Origin of the sequence: Streptomyces fractus (assembly GCF_049844455.1) — a bacterium.
Taxonomy (GTDB): Bacteria; Actinomycetota; Actinomycetes; order Streptomycetales; family Streptomycetaceae; genus Streptomyces; species Streptomyces fractus.
Window position 1 is genome coordinate 6,207,047 of sequence record NZ_JBMYHI010000002.1, and the last position, 21,730, is coordinate 6,228,776.

General features: G+C 66.5%; 17 protein-coding genes and 1 pseudogene. 12 read left to right on the forward strand and 6 right to left on the reverse strand.

From position 1 onward, the window contains the following. Positions 1-98: 98 nt before the first annotated feature. A pseudogene (locus ACP4E5_RS30000) lies at positions 99-572 on the reverse strand (transposase family protein). 711 nt (positions 573-1,283) lie between these two features. Between ACP4E5_RS30000 and ACP4E5_RS30005 the strand changes: the two are divergent. From ACP4E5_RS30005 to ACP4E5_RS30030, 6 genes are all read left to right on the forward strand, one after another. After that, the gene (locus ACP4E5_RS30005) at positions 1,284-2,240 is read left to right on the forward strand and encodes an FkbM family methyltransferase (protein ID WP_425834044.1); all 957 of its coding nucleotides are present in this window, start codon (positions 1,284-1,286) and stop codon (positions 2,238-2,240) included. 443 nt (positions 2,241-2,683) lie between these two features. After that, entirely contained in the window at positions 2,684-5,020 is a 2,337-nt protein-coding gene (locus ACP4E5_RS30010; protein WP_425841756.1) for a stealth conserved region 3 domain-containing protein, read from the forward strand. 17 nt (positions 5,021-5,037) lie between these two features. After that, complete coding sequence (locus tag ACP4E5_RS30015; protein WP_425834046.1) at positions 5,038-6,966, forward strand: stealth family protein; 1,929 nt, start codon at positions 5,038-5,040, stop codon at positions 6,964-6,966. 28 nt (positions 6,967-6,994) lie between these two features. Then, the gene (locus ACP4E5_RS30020) at positions 6,995-7,828 is read left to right on the forward strand and encodes a hypothetical protein (protein ID WP_425834048.1); all 834 of its coding nucleotides are present in this window, start codon (positions 6,995-6,997) and stop codon (positions 7,826-7,828) included. Positions 7,829-8,273: 445 nt separating this feature from the next. After that, positions 8,274-8,426, forward strand: a complete 153-nt coding sequence (locus tag ACP4E5_RS30025) for a hypothetical protein (RefSeq protein ID WP_425834050.1) — start codon at positions 8,274-8,276, stop codon at positions 8,424-8,426. A 213-nt stretch (positions 8,427-8,639) separates the two neighbouring features. Continuing rightward, a complete protein-coding gene (locus ACP4E5_RS30030; protein ID WP_425834052.1) occupies positions 8,640-9,059 on the forward strand; it encodes an SSI family serine proteinase inhibitor in 420 nt (139 codons plus the stop codon). Positions 9,060-9,727: 668 nt separating this feature from the next. On the opposite strand, the gene ACP4E5_RS30035 is transcribed toward ACP4E5_RS30030, so the two are convergent. Both ACP4E5_RS30035 and ACP4E5_RS30040 read right to left on the reverse strand, forming a co-directional pair. Further along, positions 9,728-11,038 carry a hypothetical protein gene (locus tag ACP4E5_RS30035; protein ID WP_425834054.1) on the reverse strand — a complete coding sequence of 437 codons (1,311 nt, stop codon included), beginning with the start codon at positions 11,036-11,038 and terminating at the stop codon, positions 9,728-9,730. A 74-nt stretch (positions 11,039-11,112) separates the two neighbouring features. Continuing rightward, the gene (locus ACP4E5_RS30040; RefSeq protein ID WP_425834056.1) at positions 11,113-12,042 is read right to left on the reverse strand and encodes a hypothetical protein; all 930 of its coding nucleotides are present in this window, start codon (positions 12,040-12,042) and stop codon (positions 11,113-11,115) included. A gap of 72 nt (positions 12,043-12,114) precedes the next feature. Between ACP4E5_RS30040 and ACP4E5_RS30045 the strand changes: the two genes are divergently transcribed. Further along, the gene (locus tag ACP4E5_RS30045; RefSeq protein ID WP_425834058.1) at positions 12,115-12,432 is read left to right on the forward strand and encodes a helix-turn-helix domain-containing protein; all 318 of its coding nucleotides are present in this window, start codon (positions 12,115-12,117) and stop codon (positions 12,430-12,432) included. A gap of 211 nt (positions 12,433-12,643) precedes the next feature. On the opposite strand, the gene ACP4E5_RS30050 is transcribed toward ACP4E5_RS30045, so the two are convergent. Further along, on the reverse strand, positions 12,644-13,129 hold the full coding sequence (locus ACP4E5_RS30050; protein WP_425834060.1) for a hypothetical protein: 486 nt from the start codon (positions 13,127-13,129) through the stop codon (positions 12,644-12,646). A 324-nt stretch (positions 13,130-13,453) separates the two neighbouring features. Between ACP4E5_RS30050 and argJ the strand changes: the two genes are divergently transcribed. From argJ to ACP4E5_RS30070, 4 genes are all read left to right on the forward strand, one after another. Then, positions 13,454-14,650, forward strand: coding sequence for a bifunctional glutamate N-acetyltransferase/amino-acid acetyltransferase ArgJ (gene argJ / locus ACP4E5_RS30055; protein ID WP_425834062.1), 1,197 nt, complete (start codon positions 13,454-13,456; stop codon positions 14,648-14,650). Then, positions 14,647-15,501, forward strand: a complete 855-nt coding sequence (locus ACP4E5_RS30060; RefSeq protein WP_425834064.1) for an arginase family protein — start codon at positions 14,647-14,649, stop codon at positions 15,499-15,501. The genes argJ and ACP4E5_RS30060 overlap by 4 nt, the downstream gene beginning before the upstream one ends. A gap of 280 nt (positions 15,502-15,781) precedes the next feature. Further along, positions 15,782-16,831: a DUF6192 family protein gene (locus ACP4E5_RS30065; protein ID WP_425834066.1), complete on the forward strand. Its 1,050-nt coding sequence runs from the start codon at positions 15,782-15,784 to the stop codon at positions 16,829-16,831. Positions 16,832-16,833: 2 nt separating this feature from the next. Next, complete coding sequence (locus ACP4E5_RS30070) at positions 16,834-17,250, forward strand: RacP protein (protein ID WP_425834068.1); 417 nt, start codon at positions 16,834-16,836, stop codon at positions 17,248-17,250. A 73-nt stretch (positions 17,251-17,323) separates the two neighbouring features. Here the strand turns inward: ACP4E5_RS30070 and ACP4E5_RS30075 are convergent, their stop codons facing one another. After that, entirely contained in the window at positions 17,324-18,667 is a 1,344-nt protein-coding gene (locus ACP4E5_RS30075) for an IS701 family transposase (RefSeq protein ID WP_425834070.1), read from the reverse strand. Positions 18,668-19,593: 926 nt separating this feature from the next. On the opposite strand from ACP4E5_RS30075, the gene ACP4E5_RS30080 reads away from it, so the two are divergent. Beyond that, positions 19,594-20,289, forward strand: a complete 696-nt coding sequence (locus ACP4E5_RS30080) for a hypothetical protein (protein WP_425834072.1) — start codon at positions 19,594-19,596, stop codon at positions 20,287-20,289. A 61-nt stretch (positions 20,290-20,350) separates the two neighbouring features. Here ACP4E5_RS30080 and ACP4E5_RS30085 read toward each other — a convergent pair whose 3' ends face one another. Continuing rightward, positions 20,351-21,586, reverse strand: a complete 1,236-nt coding sequence (locus tag ACP4E5_RS30085) for an IS110 family RNA-guided transposase (RefSeq protein ID WP_425834074.1) — start codon at positions 21,584-21,586, stop codon at positions 20,351-20,353. Positions 21,587-21,730: the final 144 nt, after the last annotated feature.

Consider the following 21,730-nt stretch of genomic DNA (forward strand, 5'->3'; position numbering starts at 1 on the left):
ATCCGCCCGTCGCCTTTCCGTGGCGACACCTCACACCTAAAGGGGGTTGCACAAGGCCGTGTTCGGGCAGGTCGGGGCTCGTGGGGACGGGTTTCTGGTCAGGAGGCGAGGGCGAGGTTGTGCATGTGGGCTACGGCCTGGACGGCGTGGTGGAGGCCGTCGCCGTGCTGCCGGCAGTCGCGGAGGATCTTGTAGTTCTTCATCCGGCCGATCACATGCTCCACCCGGGCGCGGACCGTGCGGTGGACCGCGTTGTCGGCCTCCTCGCCCGGCAGCAGCTCGCGTCGGGGGCGTTTGCGGTGCGGGGTGACTATGCCGCAGTTGAGGTAGGCGCTGTCCCCGAGCACGGTCACGCCCTGGCAGTGCGCGGCCGAGGCCGGAGGCCCGCCAGGCGTGGGCGTCCGCGGTGGTGCCCGGCACCCGCCGAGCTGCCGCATGGTCAGGTTCGTGCGGTAGTACACGGCCACAATCAGCACCCGCTCGGCCAGCGGCAGACACCACGGCCGGCCCCGCAGCGTGCCGTTGCCGCCCCGGTCACGGACCGCTTTGAGCAGCCGCCCGAACTGCTCCATCCGCAGCCCCGTGAACGTCTCCGCCCACACGCGTTCAGCCCTCAACACCCCAGCCCTACACCGGAGATGCCCAATTCACGGCCTTGTGCAACACCCTTTAGCGCAACGAACGATCGCCAATTAAGGCACCGCCTAAAGGCATGCTCTCCACGTAGCGGCTCGCCGGTTCTGTCAGCTCCGGTCGGAATACTGGCTCACCCTCGCAAGAGAATATTTTCGGCCTCGACGTATCGGCCATCTGTGGTAAATCTGCCAACTCTCGCCCGCCGGGATGACATCACATCGAGATGTCGAGTTGAATTAGTCACAACACGAGAGCGGAACGCTGGCCTCCCCTCCGGCAGTTCTTGTGTTTTCATATTGCTCCTTCGGGACAGGGTGGTTCCGAAGGAGCAATATATGTATCCATTTACACGAAAAACGGTTCTTCCCTCCGGGAGGGGCGAGCGCGGCGGTGCGGCTGTGCAAGGGAGGGGATCGTTAGCGGCTCCCGTTCCGGAAGTGAATTGCCGTCGGGGCTATTATCTGTTCTCGTTGCCCCTGTAGTACTGAAATCCATGGAAGTCACCTGATCATTCCGCGGGATGAGGGCGTTGCGTCAATCGGGGGACTGTGAAGGATTCCTCCGTGGGGCACCAAGTGTCGCCGTCGGCGGGTCCGTAGCTTCGGAGTGATCGGAAAGTGCGCCGCCCACGAAAGGAAGCTACTGCCGTGCCCCTTGCTGTGCAGCTCCCGCGCAATCCTGACGTACTGTCCAGAAACGGTGTGTACGCACAGGCTTTGAATGTTCTCAGCCGCAAGGAGACCGCAGTTCAACGCCAGCTGCGCAGAGCGGGGCTTGCCGGATACGAGCCGTTGACCCAGGCCACCTTGATGGCGCTCGCCCAGCGGGCGCCCGTGGGCAGCTCCTTTTACGATGTGGGCGCCCATATCGGCCTGTATTCCGCGCTCGTGAATGCGGTATACAAGGACAGGAGGCTCACTTCGTTCGCCTTCGAGCCGACTCCTGCCACCGCTCGGATCTGCCGCGAGATCCGCGACCGGAACCATCTGTCATACAAGGTCGTGCAGTGCGCGGTATCCGACAAGTCCGGCGAGGCCGAACTTTATCTGTCGGACAAGGCAGAGAGCTCCAACTCGCTCAACCCCGCACACCGAAAATCCAGCGGTTCCACCACCGTGCCCGTCGTCACTCTCGACGGATTCACCCAGACGGAGCGGGCCACCCCCCACCTCATCAAGATCGACGTGGAGACACTTGAGGCCGACGTGCTGCGCGGCGCACTGGGCACCATCGAGCAGTATCGGCCGTGGATCGTGGTCGAGCTACTCCCCAGCAGCGAGCCCAGCTCCCTGCGCGAGGTACTGGCCAGGCTTGCTGTCATGGGGTACCGCTTCCACGTCATCCAAGCCGAGAAGCCCTGGCATGCGTGGAACGAGACTACCTACCGCCCTCATGTCGGCAGCCACTGTCGTGACTGGCTGCTCGCCCCGGAACCGTTGGACGATGCGTTCCACCGCATGGTTCGGCGGTGGCTCATCGCCATCCTGGCTTGTGACGAGGACACCAATTTGACGGTTCCCGGGGGCACACCGTTTCCCGAGGGATGGAACGCCCCCTATGTGCGTGCCGACCGGCATGCCGGGCAATCCGTTCCGGTCGGGTAATGCCTGGATGCAATCCATCAGGGGGAATTCATGCAGACGCCATTCTTCACGGCCGGTCGCGCCTACTGAAACCGTCCGCAAATGGCATAGTTGTCGGAGCTCTCGGGACGGTTCGGCAGTACACGTGTGCGTCCCGGTTTTCGGTTCTGGGTCGAAGTCAGGATGGAAAGGCTGATTATGCCTCTGGTCGTCAAGATTCCCGAGAACGCTTCGGTAATCTCAGCTTCTGGCTCCTACCCTCGTGCATTGAACGTACTCGATCGGCGTGAGACGGCCGTGCAGAGGAAGCTGAGATCCGAGGGGCTGGCGGGTTACGAACCGTTGACCCAAGCTGTCCTGCTGGCCCTGGCGCAACGGGCCTCCAAGGGGGGTGCTTTCCTCGATGTGGGAGCACATATCGGGCTGTACTCGGCTCTGGTGGACTCGATTTTCGGGGGAAAGGTCTGAAGACCTTCGCCTTCGAACCCGCACCGGACACAGCAAGAATCTGCCGTCGGCTGTGCAGATCAAATCGCACCGGTTTCGAGGTCGTCGAATCGGCCGTGACCGACCGGGTCGGGAAGGGGACCCTCTACCTCTCACGAAAGGCAGAAACCTCTCATTCCCTTAACCCGAACCATCGGGCGCACCAAGGTAGGCTATCGGTTTCTCTCGATACGCTTGATGAGTTCACCAGGTTTCGCGGGGTGAGTCCGCACCTCATTAAAATCAGTGCACAATCAGGTGAAGCGGCAGTGTTGGAAGGGGCATTGCGCACCATCCGTGAGAACCGGCCGTGGATCGTCACTGAAATTTTGCGCCGGACGGACCACGGGGCGATGCGTAGGATTCTTCGGGAACTCCAACGGTGGGGATACCAAATTCATCTCTGCCGACCGGATTTCTCACAGGAACCCGAAGGGCCGGACAGCTACCGGCAGCACGTTAACGGCGAGATGCGCACCTGGCTGCTCGCCCCGCAGCCCTTGGACGATGGCTTCCGCTGCACGGCACGCGACTGGTTGGCGGCCATCCTCGCCTGCAACGAAACCACCAATCTCCTGGTAGAGACCACCAAGCAACTACCGAAAGGCTGGAATCGCAACTACCGCGCTCCGCTGCTGAACCTGCGGGCTCTGATCCCTCGCACGCGCGTCCAAAACCCACGGTCCGGTGTCCCTGAACTCCAGGCGACCTGTGGGGCTGGAGTTCAGCTCCACGGCGATACCGTCGCCCCCCGCCCCGGCACTGACTCTTCCACTCCGCCCACCCCTCGCCCCCGTCCAGCGAGACCGGGCCAAAGGACCAAGCCCGGCGACCTGACTCCGGTGCGCGGGCTGGTCACAATGATCTGCGATGACCTCCTCCCGCAGGACGCCGCCCGACGCAACCTCGGCTTCGTGGCCGACGCGCTGGAGCACGCGGAGGTGCCCTACATCCTGCTCCGTACTGACGGCCCCTACCACCGGGTTGCCCTCAGCGTGCAACACAGGGCCGCCGCCCTGGCTGCACTCAGCAAAGCCGGCACGGAGCGCACGCTGTACGCCCGGGTCCTGGCGCGCAAGGGCGCCCACGAGCCCATCATCCAGGCCACCGACCTGCATCTGCTGGACAATGTGCCGGCCGTACGGGCCTTCCACCCCGTATCCACATCGAAGGGCACACTTCACTACGGTGACGAGCTGGGCTGCAACGTCGAGTTCTGGTCCCGCGATGACTCGGGCATGTACCAGACGCCCGGCCGGACCACGCTGGTCGGACGGCAGCTGCACCGGCTCACAGCCAACGCCACGCTGGAGATCGGTGGCAGAAACTTTCCCACCGTCGACCTCTTCACCCGTCGGCTCATCAACGACGTGGATTTCCCCATCGACGCCGTCTATCTGTGGGTCGACTGCAACGACCCTGTATGGCAGGCAAGCCGGTCAGCCCACTCGGACGGCTCCGGCCAGAACCTGACATCGGACGCCCAGGTGAGCAGTCGCTTCCGTAGCCGCGACGAACTGCGCTACTCACTGCGCTCCCTGGCCATGTACGCGCCCTGGATCCGCCGGGTGCACCTGGTGACGGACAACCAGAAACCGGACTGGCTCAACGACGAGCATCCCGAGCTCCGGGTCATCTCGCATACGGAGCTCTTCAAGGACGCCTCCTGCCTGCCGACCTTCAACTCCCATGCCATCGAAACCCAGTTGCACCGCATCGAAGGCCTCTCCGAACACTTCCTCTACTTCAACGACGACGTATTCCTGGGGCGTTCCGTACAGCCGCAGAACTTCTTCCAGAGCAACGGCGTGTCCCGGTACTTCCCCTCCACGACAGGTATCTCCATGACACCCGTCGCCGAGGACGACCTGGCTTCGCACGTCGGTGCAAAGAACAACCGCGCGCTGCTGGCCGAACACTTCGGCCGCACCCTCACTCACACGTTCTGGCACGCGCCGCATCCCCTGCTCCGCAGCGTGCTCGCGGACGTGTGCGCACGCTTCGACCACCAGGTCGACCGTACGGCCCGCACCCGTTTCCGAAGCCAGACCGACATCTCCATCTGCTCGCTCTACCACCACTACGCGTATCTGAGCGGCCGTGCGGCGCCCGGCCGGGTGGCCTACGCGTACATCAACACCGCCGACCCCGATCACTGCGCGCGGTTCGACAGGATGCTGCGGGAGCGGAACTACGACACCTTCTGCCTCAACGACGGCGAGGTGCCCCACGGACTCACAGCGGAAGAACAGAACGAGATGGTCCGCGAATTCCTGCGATCGTACTTCCCCCTCCGCAGCCCCTACGAGCGCTGATGTCCAGCCTCCGTGCGGTGGACAACCGCTCCCGCGACAGTCACATCCCCGAAAGCCGCCGCCCAGGCAGTCCTGATCTCCCCAGCCCTGTCACCGCCAGGCCGGTAGCCACGCTGCGGCCTCCGCTTCTCGTACGGGCCTACCGGCGCGCCCTCCCACTGCGGCTGCGCCGGCTGATCGCACAGGCCACTTCGGCAGACCTGCGCCGGCGGACCAAGGAAGCACTCGGCCGCATCCGCCTGGCACAGCATTTCGACCGGCTGCCGGGGGAGCGCAGACTCAGGCGGCACCCGCTGGCCCTCGGCCGCCGGGACCGTCGCGTCGTCGGCCACGAAGGGCGGGCCCGGATGGCGGTAACGCATCCGTGTCCGACACCGCTGAGCGCCCGCGAGAGCAGCCTGCGGCTCGTCTGCGACACACTTGAGGCGGCCGGAGTGGACTACTTCCAGGTCCGTGGCTACCGCGAGTCGGGATCCGTCGTCGGCATCCATGCCCGGCAGCGCGAGACAGCCCTCGCGGCGCTCGAGCGCCGGGCACGGGAGGTGCCGTACTACCTTTCGCATCCCAGCGACGGCACGTTCCCCACCGGCGCCCTTTTCGGCGCCGCACGTGCCACCTGGCGGCGTCTGTCCGGACTGCGCCATGTGCGTATCTCGCTCTTCGTCACCGACCCACGCGGACTGCTGGTGCTCGGCGAACGATACGGCTGTGACCTGGAGTTCTGGCAGGAAGAGGATGGCCGGCTCGTCGCACCACGAGACAACCGTACCGCCCAAGACATCGCGGCCGACGGCAGCAGCATCACAGTGCCCGGCGGTTGCTTCACCCGGCTGGTATCCGCACAAGGCCGGGTGAAGCTGCCGGACACCGTCACCCGGCAGGAGTTCGCCGTACCACTCTTCGACGAAGTCGACTTCCCCATCGACATCGTCTACACCTGGGTCGATGGCCAAGACCCGGCCTGGATGAGACGCCGGGCAACGATCCGTGACGAGCCCTTCCACGAAGAGTCGGCGAATGACGCCCGCTACCTCAGCCGCGACGAGCTGCGCTACTCACTGCGCTCCGTGCACGCCTTCGCACCCTGGGTGCGCCGCATCCATCTGGTCACCGACTCCCAGGTGCCGCACTGGTTGGACACGTCCGTGCCCGGCCTCAACATCGTGAATCACCAAGCACTCTTCGACGACCGCAACTGCCTGCCGACCTTCAACTCCCACGCCATCGAGAGCCAGTTGCACCGCATCGAAGGCCTCTCCGAACACTTCCTCTACTTCAACGACGACATGTTCCTCGCCCGTCCCGTCACCCCGGGCGACTTCTTCCTGGCCAACGGGCTCACCAAGTTCTTCACCTCGCACGCCCTCATCCCAGCCAGTGCTCCGCATCCAGGGCTCCAACCCGTTTCGGTTGCCGGGATCAACAACCGCAGACTCCTCGCGAACCGGTTCGGACGAGTGGTCACGCAGAAGTTCAAACACGCGCCCTATCCACTGCGGCGTAGCGTACTGGAAGAGATCTCCACGCAATTCACGGACGAGTTGCGCATCACGGCGGCAAACAAGCTGCGCAGCATGAACGATATCTCCCTTCCTTCCGCCCTCTATCACTACTACGCTTTTCACACTGGCCGGGCCGTTCCGGGACGGATGCGCTCCGGATACCTTGATTTGGGGACTCCAGACCTCGAGGAACGGCTCACCCGGCTGTTGCAACGCCGGAATCTGCAGACCTTCTGCCTCAACGACACCTTGTCGTCGTATGTGGACTATGTTCAGCACGACGCCCTGGTGCGAGGCTTCCTCGACGCCTACTTCCCCGTCACGTCCCCATACGAGAAGGGCGCCGTGAGTCAGGACCACGCGGTAAGGAGTCCACAGCCAGCGGTCGGCGTGCCTGCCATACATGAGCGGCTCTCGGTGGGCACGGGCTTGCCTCGCCCGTAATCCCCGGAACGGCCGCCCTTCAGGCCGCGTGGACCGAAGGGCGGCCGGTGCCGGTGCCGACGGCCGGCGCCCGCTCGGCGGCTTCGCCGACTTCTACAAATTGGGCAGCTTCGGCCGTCTCTCGCTGGCCTGGCGCGTCTTCGGCCGAGACCGCGTGGACGGCGAGATCCGTCGGATCCGCACCGTGCTCGCCGGATCGGGCTACCAACTCGGCCGCGAGGACGACCAGCTGCTGCCGATGGTGGTCTGCCAGGCCCTGCTCCTCAACCGCAACCCGCACGTGGAGGACTTGGCCACGGCGCTGTTCGAACGGATCAGGGCCGAGCGCCTGCTGCCGGCGGCGCGAGGCAACACGCTGCATGCCATGCAGCGAGCCGTCGCCGAGCTGGGGCCGCCCAACACCTCCATAGCCAGCGCGGGCGAGCGGGGGTTCCCCGGTCTGGGCGGCATGGGGGGAGCGTTGGTACGACACCTCCACGCTCACGCCCCGGTCCACGGGAGTCTGCGCGCGACGCTCTTCGAGGCCGGCCGGTGGATCGAGGCCGAGCATCCCGAGGCCGCCGATCCGGCCGACTGGACCCGCAAGACCTGCGCGACCTGGGTCGCCGCGGTGGACCGGATGAAGGTCGGCGACTACCTCCAACGCACCGCCAGCCTCACCGATCGCCTCGGCAAACCCATGGAAGCGCCGTCCAAGGCCGAGCACCTCACCGCGATCCGTACGTCTTCCGCGATCTCCAGGAGTGGGAGTGGATACCCCGGCACTTCGACCCGCAGCGGTCGCTGGGCACATCGCGCAGCATCGCCGCGCTGCTCGGCCCGGACCCGCACGTCATCGCGGACGACATCTGGGCGAAGCTGATGTGGGCGGGACTGTACCTGACCGAGGACGACCTCCCGCAGACTCGGGCCGGGAACTTCTACCCTCTGGAATTGGTCCGCGCACTCACGCTGACCTGGCTGTTCATCATCGACGTCCAACAGGGCAAACCGCCCAATCTTGACAATTCTGATTCCACAGAATGATGCGGTTCACGGCGCCTCCGGGTCTCCAGTGCAAGGTGCGGCCGCCTCGTCCAGATCCCTGAACAGGTAGAGGGCGAAGCCAGTAGTGAGGCCGGGCAGTTCGACGGCGTCGATCCAGGTGAAGAGCGTGGGGCCGAGTCGATTGGTGAGGATCTCGCCGAAGCCGCGGACACGTGCGGCATACGAGTTCAGACGCCGTTCTTCATGAAAAGCGGAGTCTCATCGGGCCCGCCGGGTAGGGGCGGGTCCGAATCGTGGACGCCTCACCAAAAGGAGACATCATGGTCAACGAGGCGGAGGAGATTTGGTTGCGCAATGTCATAGGCGCGGGTGAACTCTCCTTGCTCGACGGCCTGCTGAGCCTGCGCGGAGCGGGGACATCGGGCCTTGGACCTGAGGAGACTCCGTGGGTTCAGGTTCGACGGCTCCTTTGATCTCACCAGCAGGGAACGCTCGACCTCGTTGCGGAGCCATGGGACACGCACCGGAGACCAACTGTGGCCCCGCTGCGCCAACGGGGGCTGCCGGCAGGACCGTTCGGGTCTAAATAGCGGTCAGAGCGAGCCGAGGAGGGGAGCGAGGGTGATCTTTGCAACCGTAGAGGTGCCCCCATCCGCACCTCCTGAGCACAAGGAACGGTGACAGACATGGCGATGACCCAGGCTACGAAGGTTGGCAGAGCTCTGCTGGCCTCGGCCGCCCTGGCCGCAATGCTGGGCGCAGGCGCTGGAACTGCGCTGGCGAACGCACCGGAGAAGGCCGAGAACTGGATGTACGTAGCGGTCGCCAAGGGGGACAGCGAGCCGGGTAAGCTGCAGCACCGGGTGCTGCAGTGCGGAAAGTGGTTTAGCGACCCGGCGGTGTACAGGGCTTGCGGGCAGTTGAAGAAGTCTGACGGACTCATCAGCAAGATCCCGGCCAAGGACAAGGCCTGTCCCATGATCTACAAGCCAGTGACTGCTATGGCCTACGGCAAGTGGGAAGGGCGCAGCGTGTCGTACTCGGCCGTATTCCCGAACGAGTGCGTGATGCACGCGAAGACTGGAGCGGTCTTCAAGACGCTCTGACGTTCGAGAGTATCTCCCCCCATTCCTTCACGCCTCACGCACCGTCGGATCCTCTGCTCTCCGGCTGCACATGCGCGTGGTGTTCCGTGCCCCCTCGGGGGTAGCGCTGACGTGGTGTGAGGAGAGGAACCTGGGGGGAACTGGGACCGGAGCTTCAGCAACGGTTGACCGCCGGTTCTCCGATGGGGGGCGGAATCGACCGGTGATCTCCTCGTGGCCTGCTCATGCCGATCACGGGCGGGAAAGCAGAGCCGCTGCGCGTGGAGCCGGACAGAGATCTATCGCCTGCACCGGTTCGAGCAGGCGTCCAGTGCTGGAAGCCCGCCCGGCACTGGACACCTTGAAGAGCGCTGCAGAGCCGGGCGTGCAACGCTCGGCCGCTCCAACGAAGTTGGACCGCGGCAGGAACCTCAAATCCCTTCGCGCCATGACATCAACTGTTCTTGAGTTAGCTCAGGAGCGGTTGACGAGATCCCGTCCGATCGAAAGATCGGGCGGGATCTCTGCTTTCCCGGGACTTGTTCGATGTGGTGTCCGAATGCGTGGGGCGTCGCGGGGTGGTGGCTCGGCGAGGCTGCCGCCTGGGATCGGTGGTGATTCGGGTGTGGGAGGCGCATTACGACCGTCGGCGGGCAGGCTGGGGCCCGGGGTGGGGAGCGGTGGGGGTATCAGTTCGTCTCGGTGATGTGAGGGCCGGCTGGTGGTGGAATCCCGGATGCCGATGGGGTGGGTGGCCGCTGTCCGTCACTCCCGGTGTTCGGTTCTGTAGGTGCTTCGCCGCTGACGGCTGTGCTGGTCTGGGTCCAGCTGTGGAGGATGCCGAGGTTGATCTTGGTGATCATCAGGGCGAGAAGGATGGTCTGCGCGACGCGGCCGTGCGCGAGCCGTCTGGCCGGGTCGGCGATGTTGATGCCGTGGGACTTCGCTCGCCCGTTGAGCCCCTCGATGTTGGCCCGGGCGGGGCGATAGACGTCTTGCCATGGCGGGGCGAGGTAGGGGCGGTCCTGCCGGAACTTGTCGATCTTTCCGAGGCCACCTGGGCGGAGGGTGATGGTCGGCTGGCGACAGATCTTCGGCAGCTGCTCGGGAGCCAGGGGCCGCAGACGTTCACCGGGAGCGATGGGGACGGAGGGCTTCGCCGCAGTGTGCGCGCTCGCACCACGCGGGTTGGTCAGATCGACCATGGTCGGCCGGGTATCGAGGACTTGGTGGGCCTGGTGGAAGCGGGTGCAGGAGACTGCGGGCGAGGGGCCTGCTGCCGGGCATTGCAGCCGGATCGTGCCGTGCGGGTCCGGGTTCTGTTTTCGTTTGAGGAAGAACGGGGTGCGGGCCGCGATCAGCCGGGCGAGCTGATTGTCGTCGCCGATGTCGCGTACGGCCTTGTCGTCCAGGTCGGTGGTGGCGCGTACGAGGGTGTCGGGCATGGCGGGGCAGGTGAGCGAGCCGTCGACGAGGAGGGCGCCGATGTCGCCGGGCCAGCCGCTGAACAGGCGGCGCCGATGGGCGAGTTGGACGGTGACCAGCACCAGCCGGTCGCTGATCTCCTGCAGCAGGGTCCGGCGGCGGACGCGTTCGGGCTCGTTGTCCTCCCAGGCTGCTGCGATGGCGAGGGCCTCGGTGGCGGGAAGACGTCGGCGGCGCTCGCAGCGGTAGGGATCCAGGGCGGTGGTCAGCCGGTCGAAAGCGCGGTAGACGCGGCGGGAGAACGCCAGACGCGTGTGCGGGCCGGCGTCGGCGAGGTCGGGAACTCCGAGCCAGAAGCGGGCGGTGGGCCGCAGATGGTCGGCCAGGATCCGGAAGGCGTCGGCAAGGTTCGCGCCGCGGCCGTAGTGCAGTGCCAGCAGCAGGCCCACCAGCACGGTGCGGACTGGAAGCCCGTCCGGGCCGGGGCGTCCGACAAGTTCCTTGTCGATCAGGGACAGGACGCCCGAGTCGTGCAGGAGCGCATCGAGCTGGCCGACCTTGGAGTCAGGGATCACCGGCGGGGCATCCGTCACCGTCCGCGGCCGGCAGGCTCGCACCTTCGACGCATTGCGTCTGGCGTACGAACCGGTCACGGGTCGTCCCCGCGCAACAGGCGCATCGCGGTGACCTCGTCGAGCGGGGGCACGTGATGCTGGTAGCGGGCGAGCGAGGAGGCCGAGGCGAGTCCGGCGGCCTTGGCGATAAGGTCGTGGTCGATCCGGGCGGCCATCAGCTCCACGATCCAGGTCGCCCGCAACCTGCCCGCCGACACGGGCGGCAGCCCGCCCGGCGGGCGGTGCAGCAGCGACCAGGAACTGATCAGGTTCTTGGCGTAGGCGACCGTGCGCCGGGGCCGGAACAGGTATCCGCCACCCGCCGCGGCAGCCAGGTCGCTCAGGACCGGATCCCAGCCGGCGCGGGCCACCAGGGGGACGATGCGGACGGCCCCGGTGTGCAACAGCGGTCCCTGGGCGCGGGGCCGGCGCAGGTCGCTGCCGCGGCTGGCGGCCACCTCGCGCGCGGTGAGTCCCAGCCCCGCTCCGAGTCCCAGGAGGGCGAGCCCGTCGCTTCGCTGTTGGCGCGGCAGATGTGCGGCCCAGTGCCGCAGCCGGGCCAACTCGTCGCGGGTATAGGGCTGGTGGGGGTTCGGGAGGGCGTGCAGGCGGGCCGGGGCGGCCTCGCCGCGCTCGCTGAAGGCCAGCGCGTCGCGCACCCGCAGCAGCCACGTCCGGTACGTACGCACCGTCGAGGCGCCCACCTCGCCGAGCAGAGACAGGACGAATGCGTCGATGGCCTCGTTGCGCAGCCAGGTATCCGGCTCCCGCTCCAGTCCCGTGGCCTCGGCCCACAGGGCCAGGCGGCCGGTGATGTGCAGCAGCCGTTCCACGTCGTAGGGCACCACGGCTGCCGTCGCGGTGACCACCGAACGCACCAGTGGCGCGATGTCCTCCCAGGCGGCGGGTGGATTCCGGGGCCGGTAGCGAGTGATCTTCGCGGACGTCACCGGATCAAGAGCCACGGTCCATACATACCGGCTGGACAAGCAGCCATCCCACAACTGGTCAACCTCTATGGACAGGACGGTGCGGACATGGTCGGAGGACGCGCCCGCGCACGCCCCCCGCGGCAGCTCACCCGTGATCCGGAAGCCTGGCCCGAACAGGTCAGCGGTGATACCGCCGCCGAGGCGGTGCGGCAGATCGCCCTCGCTCTCGCCGCCGCTCTGTACGAGCGGGGGCTGAGCCTGCGGGCGGTCGCGGCCGGCTCCGGCGTCAACCGGCAGGCCATCGCCGACCTGCTGGCAGGTCGTTCCTGGCCGGACGTCGCCACCGTCGCCCGCCTCGCCGACTTCACCGGAGCCTGCTTGTGGCCGCCGCGTACGACAGCCGAGCGCGCGAGGAGACATTGAGCCTCGATTCCCGCCCGGACCTGACCAACTTGCGTCCGAACGTGGCAAGTTCGCGGCTCACTGCTTCGAGCGGGAAACGCAGCTATTACGCTCGAAACGCGCGAGTCGCCGTTCGATTGGAGCTCACGCAACCGGCACCGTCGAGCTCAACCCTCGGCGGTGCCCCTTCGGGCACATCGGCGGCCGTGCCGCCGCCGTCCACCCATTCTCGTCAGGCCGTTTCGCCTTCCTCGGAGGCCTGCTCGTTCATCTGGCGGGCGGCAGGTGTGATGGCGAACCAGGCCGGGGACACCTCGCTCACCAGCCCCTCGGTCACCATCTTCTTCAGGCGGGCCCGGGTCGTCTCCACCCGGTCCGGCACCTCGCCGATTGCTTCCCCGATGTCCTGTACCTTCATCGCCTGGTGGGCGCCGGCCAGCAGGACCAGGATCCGTTCCCGGGCCAACTCCAGCTCGAGCGGCCCCGAGCCTGCGGGAGGTGTGCTCTGTGCCGCGCCAGCCGGAATCGGCTCGAGTGGCGAACCTGTACTCGTCTGTGTGGTCTGGTCGTTCATCAGCGACAGTGCCGTCTCCCGGGTGATGACCAACCGGGCAAGCCGCTCCTCCAGCACTGCGGTCTTCTCCCGCAGTACGGCAAGCTCGCCGTGGACGACAGCCTCTTCGTGGTCCAGACGTTCAAAGAACGGCGGCATCGTCATATTCAGCCTCCTGCACGCCATCTCGCTGGTCTGCCCTGTTCACCCCGGCACGTGCCGGAGCCCCGTCTCACCGTAGGAGCGAGCCGGACATGGTCACCGCAGACGACTGCCAATGTCCCCTACCGACCACACCGGCGTGCCCAATGCCCATGCCTGGCGGCTTCGGGGCAACTCACGTTCATGCATTGCCCGCCGTGCGGCGCCGCTTGCCGATCTTGCTTATAAATCGGTCGTTTCCTGGCTGCGTGGCGAGGTGGAGTGGGTTCGGGATGGGCACTCGAAAGTGGATGGACAGCCCGCCATCGAAGTGCAAATATATTCTGCATGACGCATGATCATGCATTGACTCAAGATTCTGACCCTGTGGCGTGGCCGATAGGCTTCCGGGCCTACACGGGGCACGGTGGACTGCGCGAGCACGGCGACGACATCTCCATCGTCACGTCGGACCGGCCGGCCACCAGCGCCGCGATGTTCACCCAGAGCCTCTTCGCGGGTCCGGCCGTAGTCCTCAGCCGTGCTCATGCCTCGGGACAGAACCTGCGTGCCGTGACGACGCTGGCGCAGAACGCGAATGTCGCCACCGGGCGCCGGGGTGAGGAGAACGCTGCGGAGGTCGTCCGCCGCGTCGCCGGGATTCTGGACATCCCGGCGGACGAGGTGCTCATCGCCTCCACCGGCGTCATCGGACGCCCACTGCCGATGGGCGCCATCCGCACGCACTTCGACGAGGCCACCCAGCGCGGCCTCGCGGCGTTCGTGGCCGGACCGCTGGATGTGGCCCGCGCAATGATGACCACCGACACCCGCCCGAAGACCGCCGTACGGACCGTCGGGCAGGCCCGCATCGTGGGCGTCGCCAAGGGGGTCGGCATGCTGGAACCCAACATGGCCACGATGCTGGCCTACGTGTTCACCGATGCGGCCCTGTCCCCGGCCGACCTGGACAGCGCCTTGCGCGAAGCGGTGAATCGCACGTTCAACTGCCTGAGCGTCGACACCGACACCTCCACCTCCGACACGGTGGCGGTCATCGCCAACGGCGCCGCAGGACCAGTCGATCCGGCGGAGTTCTCCGCAGCCCTCGCCGACCTCTGCCTGGATCTCACCCGGCAGCTGGCCAGTGACGGCGAAGGCGCCACCAAGCTCCTGCGCGTCACGGTTGCCCAGGCCGGCGACTACGGACAGGCCAAACGCATCGCCAAGAGCGTAGTGAACTCCCCGCTGGTCAAGACCGCCGTCCACGGCGCCGACCCCAACTGGGGTCGCGTACTGATGGCCGTCGGCAAGAACACCGACGACACCGACATCGCGCCGGGCAACGTCACCGTGGGGTTCGGCGACATCGAGGTGTACCCCGAAGAGCCCGAGGCCGACACCCTCGACAAGCTCGTCGGCATCATGCGCCAGGACGAAGTCGACATCGTCATCACGCTCGGCATCGGGGAGGCCGAAGCCACGGTCTACGGCTGCGACCTGTCCGCCGGCTACATCCGCATCAACGCGGACTACACGACATGACCGGGCTCGACCGCAGCAACGGAACCCCTACCGTTCTCGTGATTCCCCAGTGGCAAGGGTCGGCTGCTCGTAATCCTCAACGGCTGGCCAAGGGCGCGCGCCAGATGAGCGCGCTGCTCCCCGCAGCTCGACGCACTGTCGTCGACATTGACCCCCGCCCCGGACAGGACCTGGGCGGCGTACGCCACCTCGATGTGCTGACCCGCTCGCTGGAAGCAACCAGGGCCGCGCTGGGCCGGAGTGGGGATGACGCACTGCTTTCTGTGGGCGGCGACTGCGGCATCGAGCTCGCGCCTGTCGCCCACGCCGTCGCTCGCCATGGCGACAGCCTGGCAGTTGTCTGGTTCGACGCCCACGCGGACCTCAACACCCCCGACACATCTCCCTCGGGGGGCTTTCACGGAATGGTGCTGCGCACCCTGCTCGGCCAGGGGCCGTCGCAACTGGTGCCTCGGCCGGAGGAGCGCCTTTCCACCCGGCAGATCGTGCTCGCGGGCGCTCGTGCCCTCGATCCCGCCGAGCTGGACTTCATCGAGTCCGAACGAGTCCGGGCCCTGTCCGTTGAAGCTCTTCGGGAACCGGGCCAACTGATTTCCGCGGTGGCAGGTACAGGGGCCACGCACGTCTACATCCACCTGGACCTGGACGTGCTGGACCCCGAGCACTTCGCCAGCCTGTCCTGCCCGGAACCCGGAGGTCTGCACCCCGACCAGCTGCACGCCGCCCTGCACGCGCTGACCACGCGCTTCAACTTCGTCGGCATGGGGATAACGGAGCATGCCCCCGCCGCCGACTCAGCCAACAGCGACCACGTCCTCCAAAAAATCCTCGACGGCATGGCTTTCCAGTAGCGGCAGTCTGTACCGGATCAGTCACCGTCATCCCGCCGCGGCCGGGCCAACACCGTTGATCGGCGCGCCGACTTGCACGCCGGACCGGCCGGGGAAGAAACCGGATGGCCAACCGGCCGGATCGGTGCTCGGCGTGCGACCGCTTGGCCGCCAAGCGGACAACAACTTTTGCGGTCGGCCCTGGAGTTGGATCTCACCACAGGCGGACTCTGCCCGGACAGGCCGGGTACGTCTCCGGCGGCGCCATCGCCGGGCCCGGCTCGAAAGGGGTGATGGCGCCATGTCCGACGGCATAGGCCACATCAGCCGGGAACGCTACGAGCAGATCCTCGCCGGCGATCGCGACGGCATCGGTCAGATGGGCGAGATCAAGTTCACCATCGGCGACCACGCACTGGAAATCGAACCAGTACGGCACGTCGGCGGTTCACGTCCCGCCGACGACCGTGAACCCGGGGTCGACGAGTCGCTCCAGATCTACGCCGACGACCTCGGCATCACACTCAGTACGATCAGGACCTACCGGTTCACCGCCCACCGATGGCCCGCCGAACGACGCCGTCCCGGCGTCTCCTTCAACATCCACAGCATCCTGGGCTACCTGTCCGATGAGGCCGAACGGTTCGCGGCAATCGACGATCCGCCGTACGACTCCAAAGCCGGTCGCCGCCGTTGGACCCCCGACCTGGCGAAGATCCATGTCGGCAACAAGCCGAGCAGGCCGGTCACCACCCCGCAGAAGGTCACCGCCATCCACGACCTCGCCCAGGACGACGACGTGGCAGCCCAGATCGCCGCCGACGTGTTGCGCCGTCCCTCCGTCGCGAAGAAGGTCATGACCGACGACCATGCACGCCGCATGGTCAACAAGGCGCAGACCGTCAAGCAGAAGGCCGAGATCGTCCACGAACTCACCGACGATGAGAACGTCGCCGCCCAAGTCGCCTCTGACATGCTCAGCCGCCCAGAGGTCGCATCCCGTGTCGTCGCCGACGACACCGCCCGTCACATGGTCAACAAGGCTCAGACCGACCGATCACGCCAACAGGCAGAGACCTTCCGGCGCGAGGACCCCGTCGGACAGACCGTACGGAAGATCGAACGCACCGAAGAGTTCCTCGACCTCGTCTCGGCTTGCCACAAATTCGTCTCCACCTGCGAGAAGAAGGTCCCCCAACTCCGCGACCGGCACCTGAGCGACCACGAACAGGCCGTGCTTGCCCAGAACATCGCCCGCGTCCGAGCCACCCTCGACTGGATCGAAACCGCAGCGGCCACGGGCGAAGTCACCATGGACGACGAACTCACCCGCCTCCTGCGGGGTGAGTAGCCATGTCCGGACGCTCCCCTACCGCGGAGCGGCATGCCGAGCTGATCCGCACGGCCCTGTACAAAGCTGCCCCGGCCGGACTGGCCATCGCCGTGCTGATGACGGAGTGCAACCTGAGTATCTGGCAAACCCGACGCGCCCTGGCCGCACTCAGGGACCTCTGCGCCGAGAAAGGGTGGCCACCCGTGATCTGGACACGCGGCATCGGCTACCAATTTGCCGCGGGCGAGGGCGAACTCGAGCGCTGGGAACGGGCCTGGATCAGCGAACGGCTCACCCAGTTCCGCCGGATGCTCTCCGGCACCCTCGGCCCGCACCTACGCCTATTCCCCAAAAGCGACTGGGCCGAATACCTCACCGCCCAAGTAAAGGCGATCGAATCCAACCTCGAGATCGCCGCAGGATCCTGGCCCCGCTGACCCACCCTCCGGGAAACGATCACACAGCAAACGGGAAGCGAGTCCTCACCGTCACGGCAGCTGTAGTTCTTGATCACAGTTGGTCGTGACGGTGGTGTCGTTGCTGGTGGCAGGCGGTCGCGACGGCTTGGTGATGGCGTCGCCAGGCGGTCCAGTGCAGGACGTGTTCGCGGTCGCGGACGGGTGGCGGCAGCACGAGGGCTCGCAGGAGCCGGATGAGCTCCGGGCAGCTCAGCGGGACGAGCGCGTGCTCGTCCTCGACGGCGTCGTGGACGGCGGTGGCCGTGAGGGCAAGGACGGTGGTGGCGATCAGGGAGAACAGCGACCAGCGCATCCAGGAGTTCCAGCAGGTCGCCTGGCCCTGGTCGAGGCCTGCGTGGCCCTTGGCGAGCTGGAAGGTCTCCTCGATCCGCCAGCGGCGGCAGATCACCTCCACGAGCGCGCCGAGGGCGACGTCGCCGGATGTCCAGCAGCGGAAGTAGGAGACCTCGCCGGTGTAGCGGTGGCGGCGGGCGACCAGCACGCTGGTGCCGTGCTCGTGTCCGTTTGGGGTGTCGTCGGGACGGATGTCGAGCCAGGCCCAGTCGTACTCGCGGGTGCCCTTGGTGCCGTGTCCGGTCGCCCGGCGCATCCACTGCTCCGGTCGCACCTTGTTGATCATCTTGCGGGCCTCCCACCTGCGGCCGGTCCCGTCCGTGACCTGGTGCGTCGCCGGGACGCCGACCGTGTAGCCGAGTCCCAGGGCGCGGATGTCGTGGCGGAGTTGGCGTCCGGAGTACACCTCGTCGCCGGCGAACCAGCGCGCCTGCATCCCTGCCGCGAGCGCATCCGCGACCATGGCCACCGCCTGCTGCGGCTTGGTGGCGAACACGATCTCCTGCGGTACCCCGGCCAGCTCGCGGCGTTCCTCGTCGGCTGCCCAGTCCGCCGGCAGGTACAGCGTCCGGTCGATGACCACCCGCACCGTCGCCGTGACCGCCGCCAGGTGTACTGCCACCTGACACAGTCCGACCCCGCCGAGGGCGCCGGAGTACTGCTGACCGGCACCCACGCAGTCGGTGGAGGATTTCGCGTCGCCCGTCTCGTCGGCCACCAACACCACGTCGTCGTCCGTGAGTTCGTCGCGTATCAGGCGGGCGACGGCCTGGCGTGCCGTGTCGTGATCGAACCGGGCCCGGGAGAGCAGGTGCTGCAGCCGGTGCGGTCCGGGATGCCCCAGCGCCTGCGCCAGCGTCCAGCAATTCCGCGTGTCCAACTCCAGCAGCAGCCCGGCCGTCAACTCCACCACCGCCGTGGCCCGGGCTTCACGCCGTACGAAGCAGCCGGCGATCGCCTCCATCGCCGCCCCGAACACCCTCGCCCACGCCTGCTCGGCTATCGTGGCCTCCACGGCCACCGCGTCCTTGATCGTCGTCACAAACGTTCATGATCACGGTGGCCGTACCCACACCCTCACCCGCCCCGGCAAGCAGCCGACCAGCGTGGACGACGGAACTACAGCTGCCGTGACCGTCTCCGTCACCGCAGGCTGGACGTACTCGTGAACACCCCTGACATGGACGCGGTGTGCGTCGCTAGAATTCTCCGCCTTCACCACTGGTGAGATCCCAGGCCATCGCGGCCTTGAGCGCCGGTGGCCCGAACCACCACCGAGCGAAGCGCAGGACCAGCCCGTCGGCCCGCTCAGGCTGACATCTCGATCTCGGTACGGAGCCGACGCTCAACTGGCCTTTCGTGTAGACGCGTTCCTACTCGGCACCGCCGAACAGCTGCTCACGGCCGGGCGACTCGCCGCCGAAGTCGTCGGCGTCGATGGCTGTCAACAACCTCAAACCCGGCGGCACAGGATTGACGGGACATTAGAAGCTTCGTGAAGGCACCCTCGGCGGCTACAGAGGGGTCCACCTGGAAGGTGCGCGTCCCGACACCGCCCAATACCGTCACCGCAGCCAACTACAGATGGTCACCGAGCGTATCATGTATCGGCCTGGTGGGGCTCTCACGGGCTGGGGCCGCGTCCCCGTCGCACCGGCAGACGATCACCACTCAGCCGAGGGAGGATCTTCGACGGTGGTGCTATCCAGCAGTTCAGGGCCTCTCGCGAACACCCCGTCACGACATCGGCCAGGCGGCCGGTCGATCAACACACCCCACGGGCACCACGTGAAGAACACCTCCTGTTGCGCTGCGTGATTCTTCTTTAGAAAGTGGGAACCGGCCCGGGAAGACATCTGGCGAGGCCCTATGGCCACTTGCGCAGCGACCGTTGCGCCCGCACTCCCGGGCATTCGGTATCCACCCCGACGCGGGGATCCAGCCAACGAAGGGTTTCGAGGATCGAACGTGAAAATAAGACGCACTGCCGCATTCACCCTGGTCGGCTCTTCCCTCTGTGGTGCGCTGGCCCTAGGCTCCATCGGCCCAGCAGCAGCGGATCCGGCCACGGGCGGAGACTCATGGTCCGCCGCGGAATCCGGTACCGAAAATCCGAGCGCACGTGGCGCGCGGCAGGTACTCGACCTCCAGCATGCTGCTCACCGGGGCACTGCATCACGTAAAGGCGCACGCGGCAGCACTGCTGCACTCGCCGCCGCACGTCGGCCGGCCGTTCAGGAGCCGCCACCGGCGACGGCCATGGCGGAAGCCATGGCGAAACTCAACGCAGCGGTGAAGGCGCTGGTCAATGCCTCCACCAAAGGGGAGGAGAAGGCCGTCGCGGACGTCATGGCGCAGATCGACGGCCTGGCGACAAAGTCCACAGTCTCTCTCGATGTCATGCCCGTGCCGGTAGAGCCGGAGAGTGAAGGCATGGCCGATGAAACGGAATTCACGAACCAGGACAACCCTGTCGCAGGGAAGAAACCGGACTGCGACAAGCAGTTCATTTTTACCAGCACCGGACTCCCACCCGTGCCGCCCAATGCCTCGGAGGAAGAGAAGGAGCGGTACGAGAAGGATGCGCAGAAGAAGGAGCAGCAGGAAGCGAGGGACAGGGAACAGGCCGTATCCAAATACGAGAAGGCGTGCGGAACCATATAGCTGCCACCCGGCTGGGACCACGAGCATCGATCTGCTCTGAAAATCCCCGCACCGTTTGCTGTCACGCGGTGCGGGGTTCGAGGCTCACGTCGTAGCCGAGCTGGGTGAGTTGGCTGACGAGCCTGCGAGTCTGCCGGGACTTGCGGATACGGTTGATGAAGTGATCGGGTCCGAGGTCCTGGTAGGGCGTCTCACGGGTGAGGATGTGCCAGACGGCGACGAGGATCGAGTGCTCGACGGCAACGAGCGCGCGCTTCTTGCCCCGGTGGCCGACCAGGCGGCGGAACTGGGCGGCGAGGTAGGTGTTCTTCGAGCGGGCGGCCGCCGCCGCGGCATTGCCCAGGACTCCCTTGAGCAAAGCGTCGCCGTGGCGGGTTCGGCCGCTGGTGACCCTGCCTGCGGATTCGTGGTTGCCCGGGCAGACTCCGGCCCAGGAGGCGAGGTGGCCGGCAGTCGGAAACCGCCGCATGTCGATGCCGATCTCGGCCACCACGACCTGGGCGGCGGTAACGCTGATTCCCGGGATGGTCACCAGGAGTTCCAGCTGGCGCCGGTAGGGCTCGAGCCGGCGGTCGATCTCGGCGGTGAGCTCATTGACCGTCGCTGTGGCGGCGCCGATGCGATTCAGCATGGCGCGCGCCAGGAAGGCGTGGTGGTCGGTGAAGAAACCGGTCAGCGCCTGGGCCAGCTGGTCCTCCTTGCCCTTGAAGGCACCGACGGCGAGTTGAGCCAGCGCATGCGGGTCTCGTTCGCCCGCGATCAGCGCCTCGACCATCGTGCGGGCCGACTTGCCGCCGAGGTCGGAGACGACACTGGACAGCTTGATCCCGGGGTCCTCCAGCAGCTTCTCCAGACGCTGGATCTCCCGGGTGCGCTCGCGGGTCACCTCGGTGCGGTAGCGGGTGAGGTCCCGCAGCTGGCGGATGGGCTTGGGCGGCACGAACGAAGGGCGGACCAGGCCGTGTTCGATGAGCTGGCAGATCCACTGGCAGTCCCTTACATCCGTCTTGCGGCCGGGGACGTTGCGCATGTGCTGGGCGTTGAGCAGCCAGGTCTCCATATGATCTTCGAGGATGTAGTACACGGGCTTCCAGTAGGAGCCGGTCGCCTCCATCCCGACCAGAGTGATCCCTTCGGACACCAGCCACTCGCGGAGGGCCAGCAGACCCTCGGTCATCGTGGTGAACGTTCGGATCTCGGTGTGACGACGCCCGCTCCTCCCCGGAACGCGGATGCACACCTTGCAGTCGGCCTTGCCGATATCGATCCCCGCACAGCGTTCGTGGACCACGTCCATGCCCGTCTCCTCCCGGCCTGTCGCCTCGCTCCGCGGCGAACGACCGCCCGGCGGGGAACCGGCAGGAGGGAAGAATCTGCTCTGCGTGCTCGCGGCAACACTTCGGGGTGCCTGCGCCAGCTCCTCAGCGCCAGACTTTCGTAC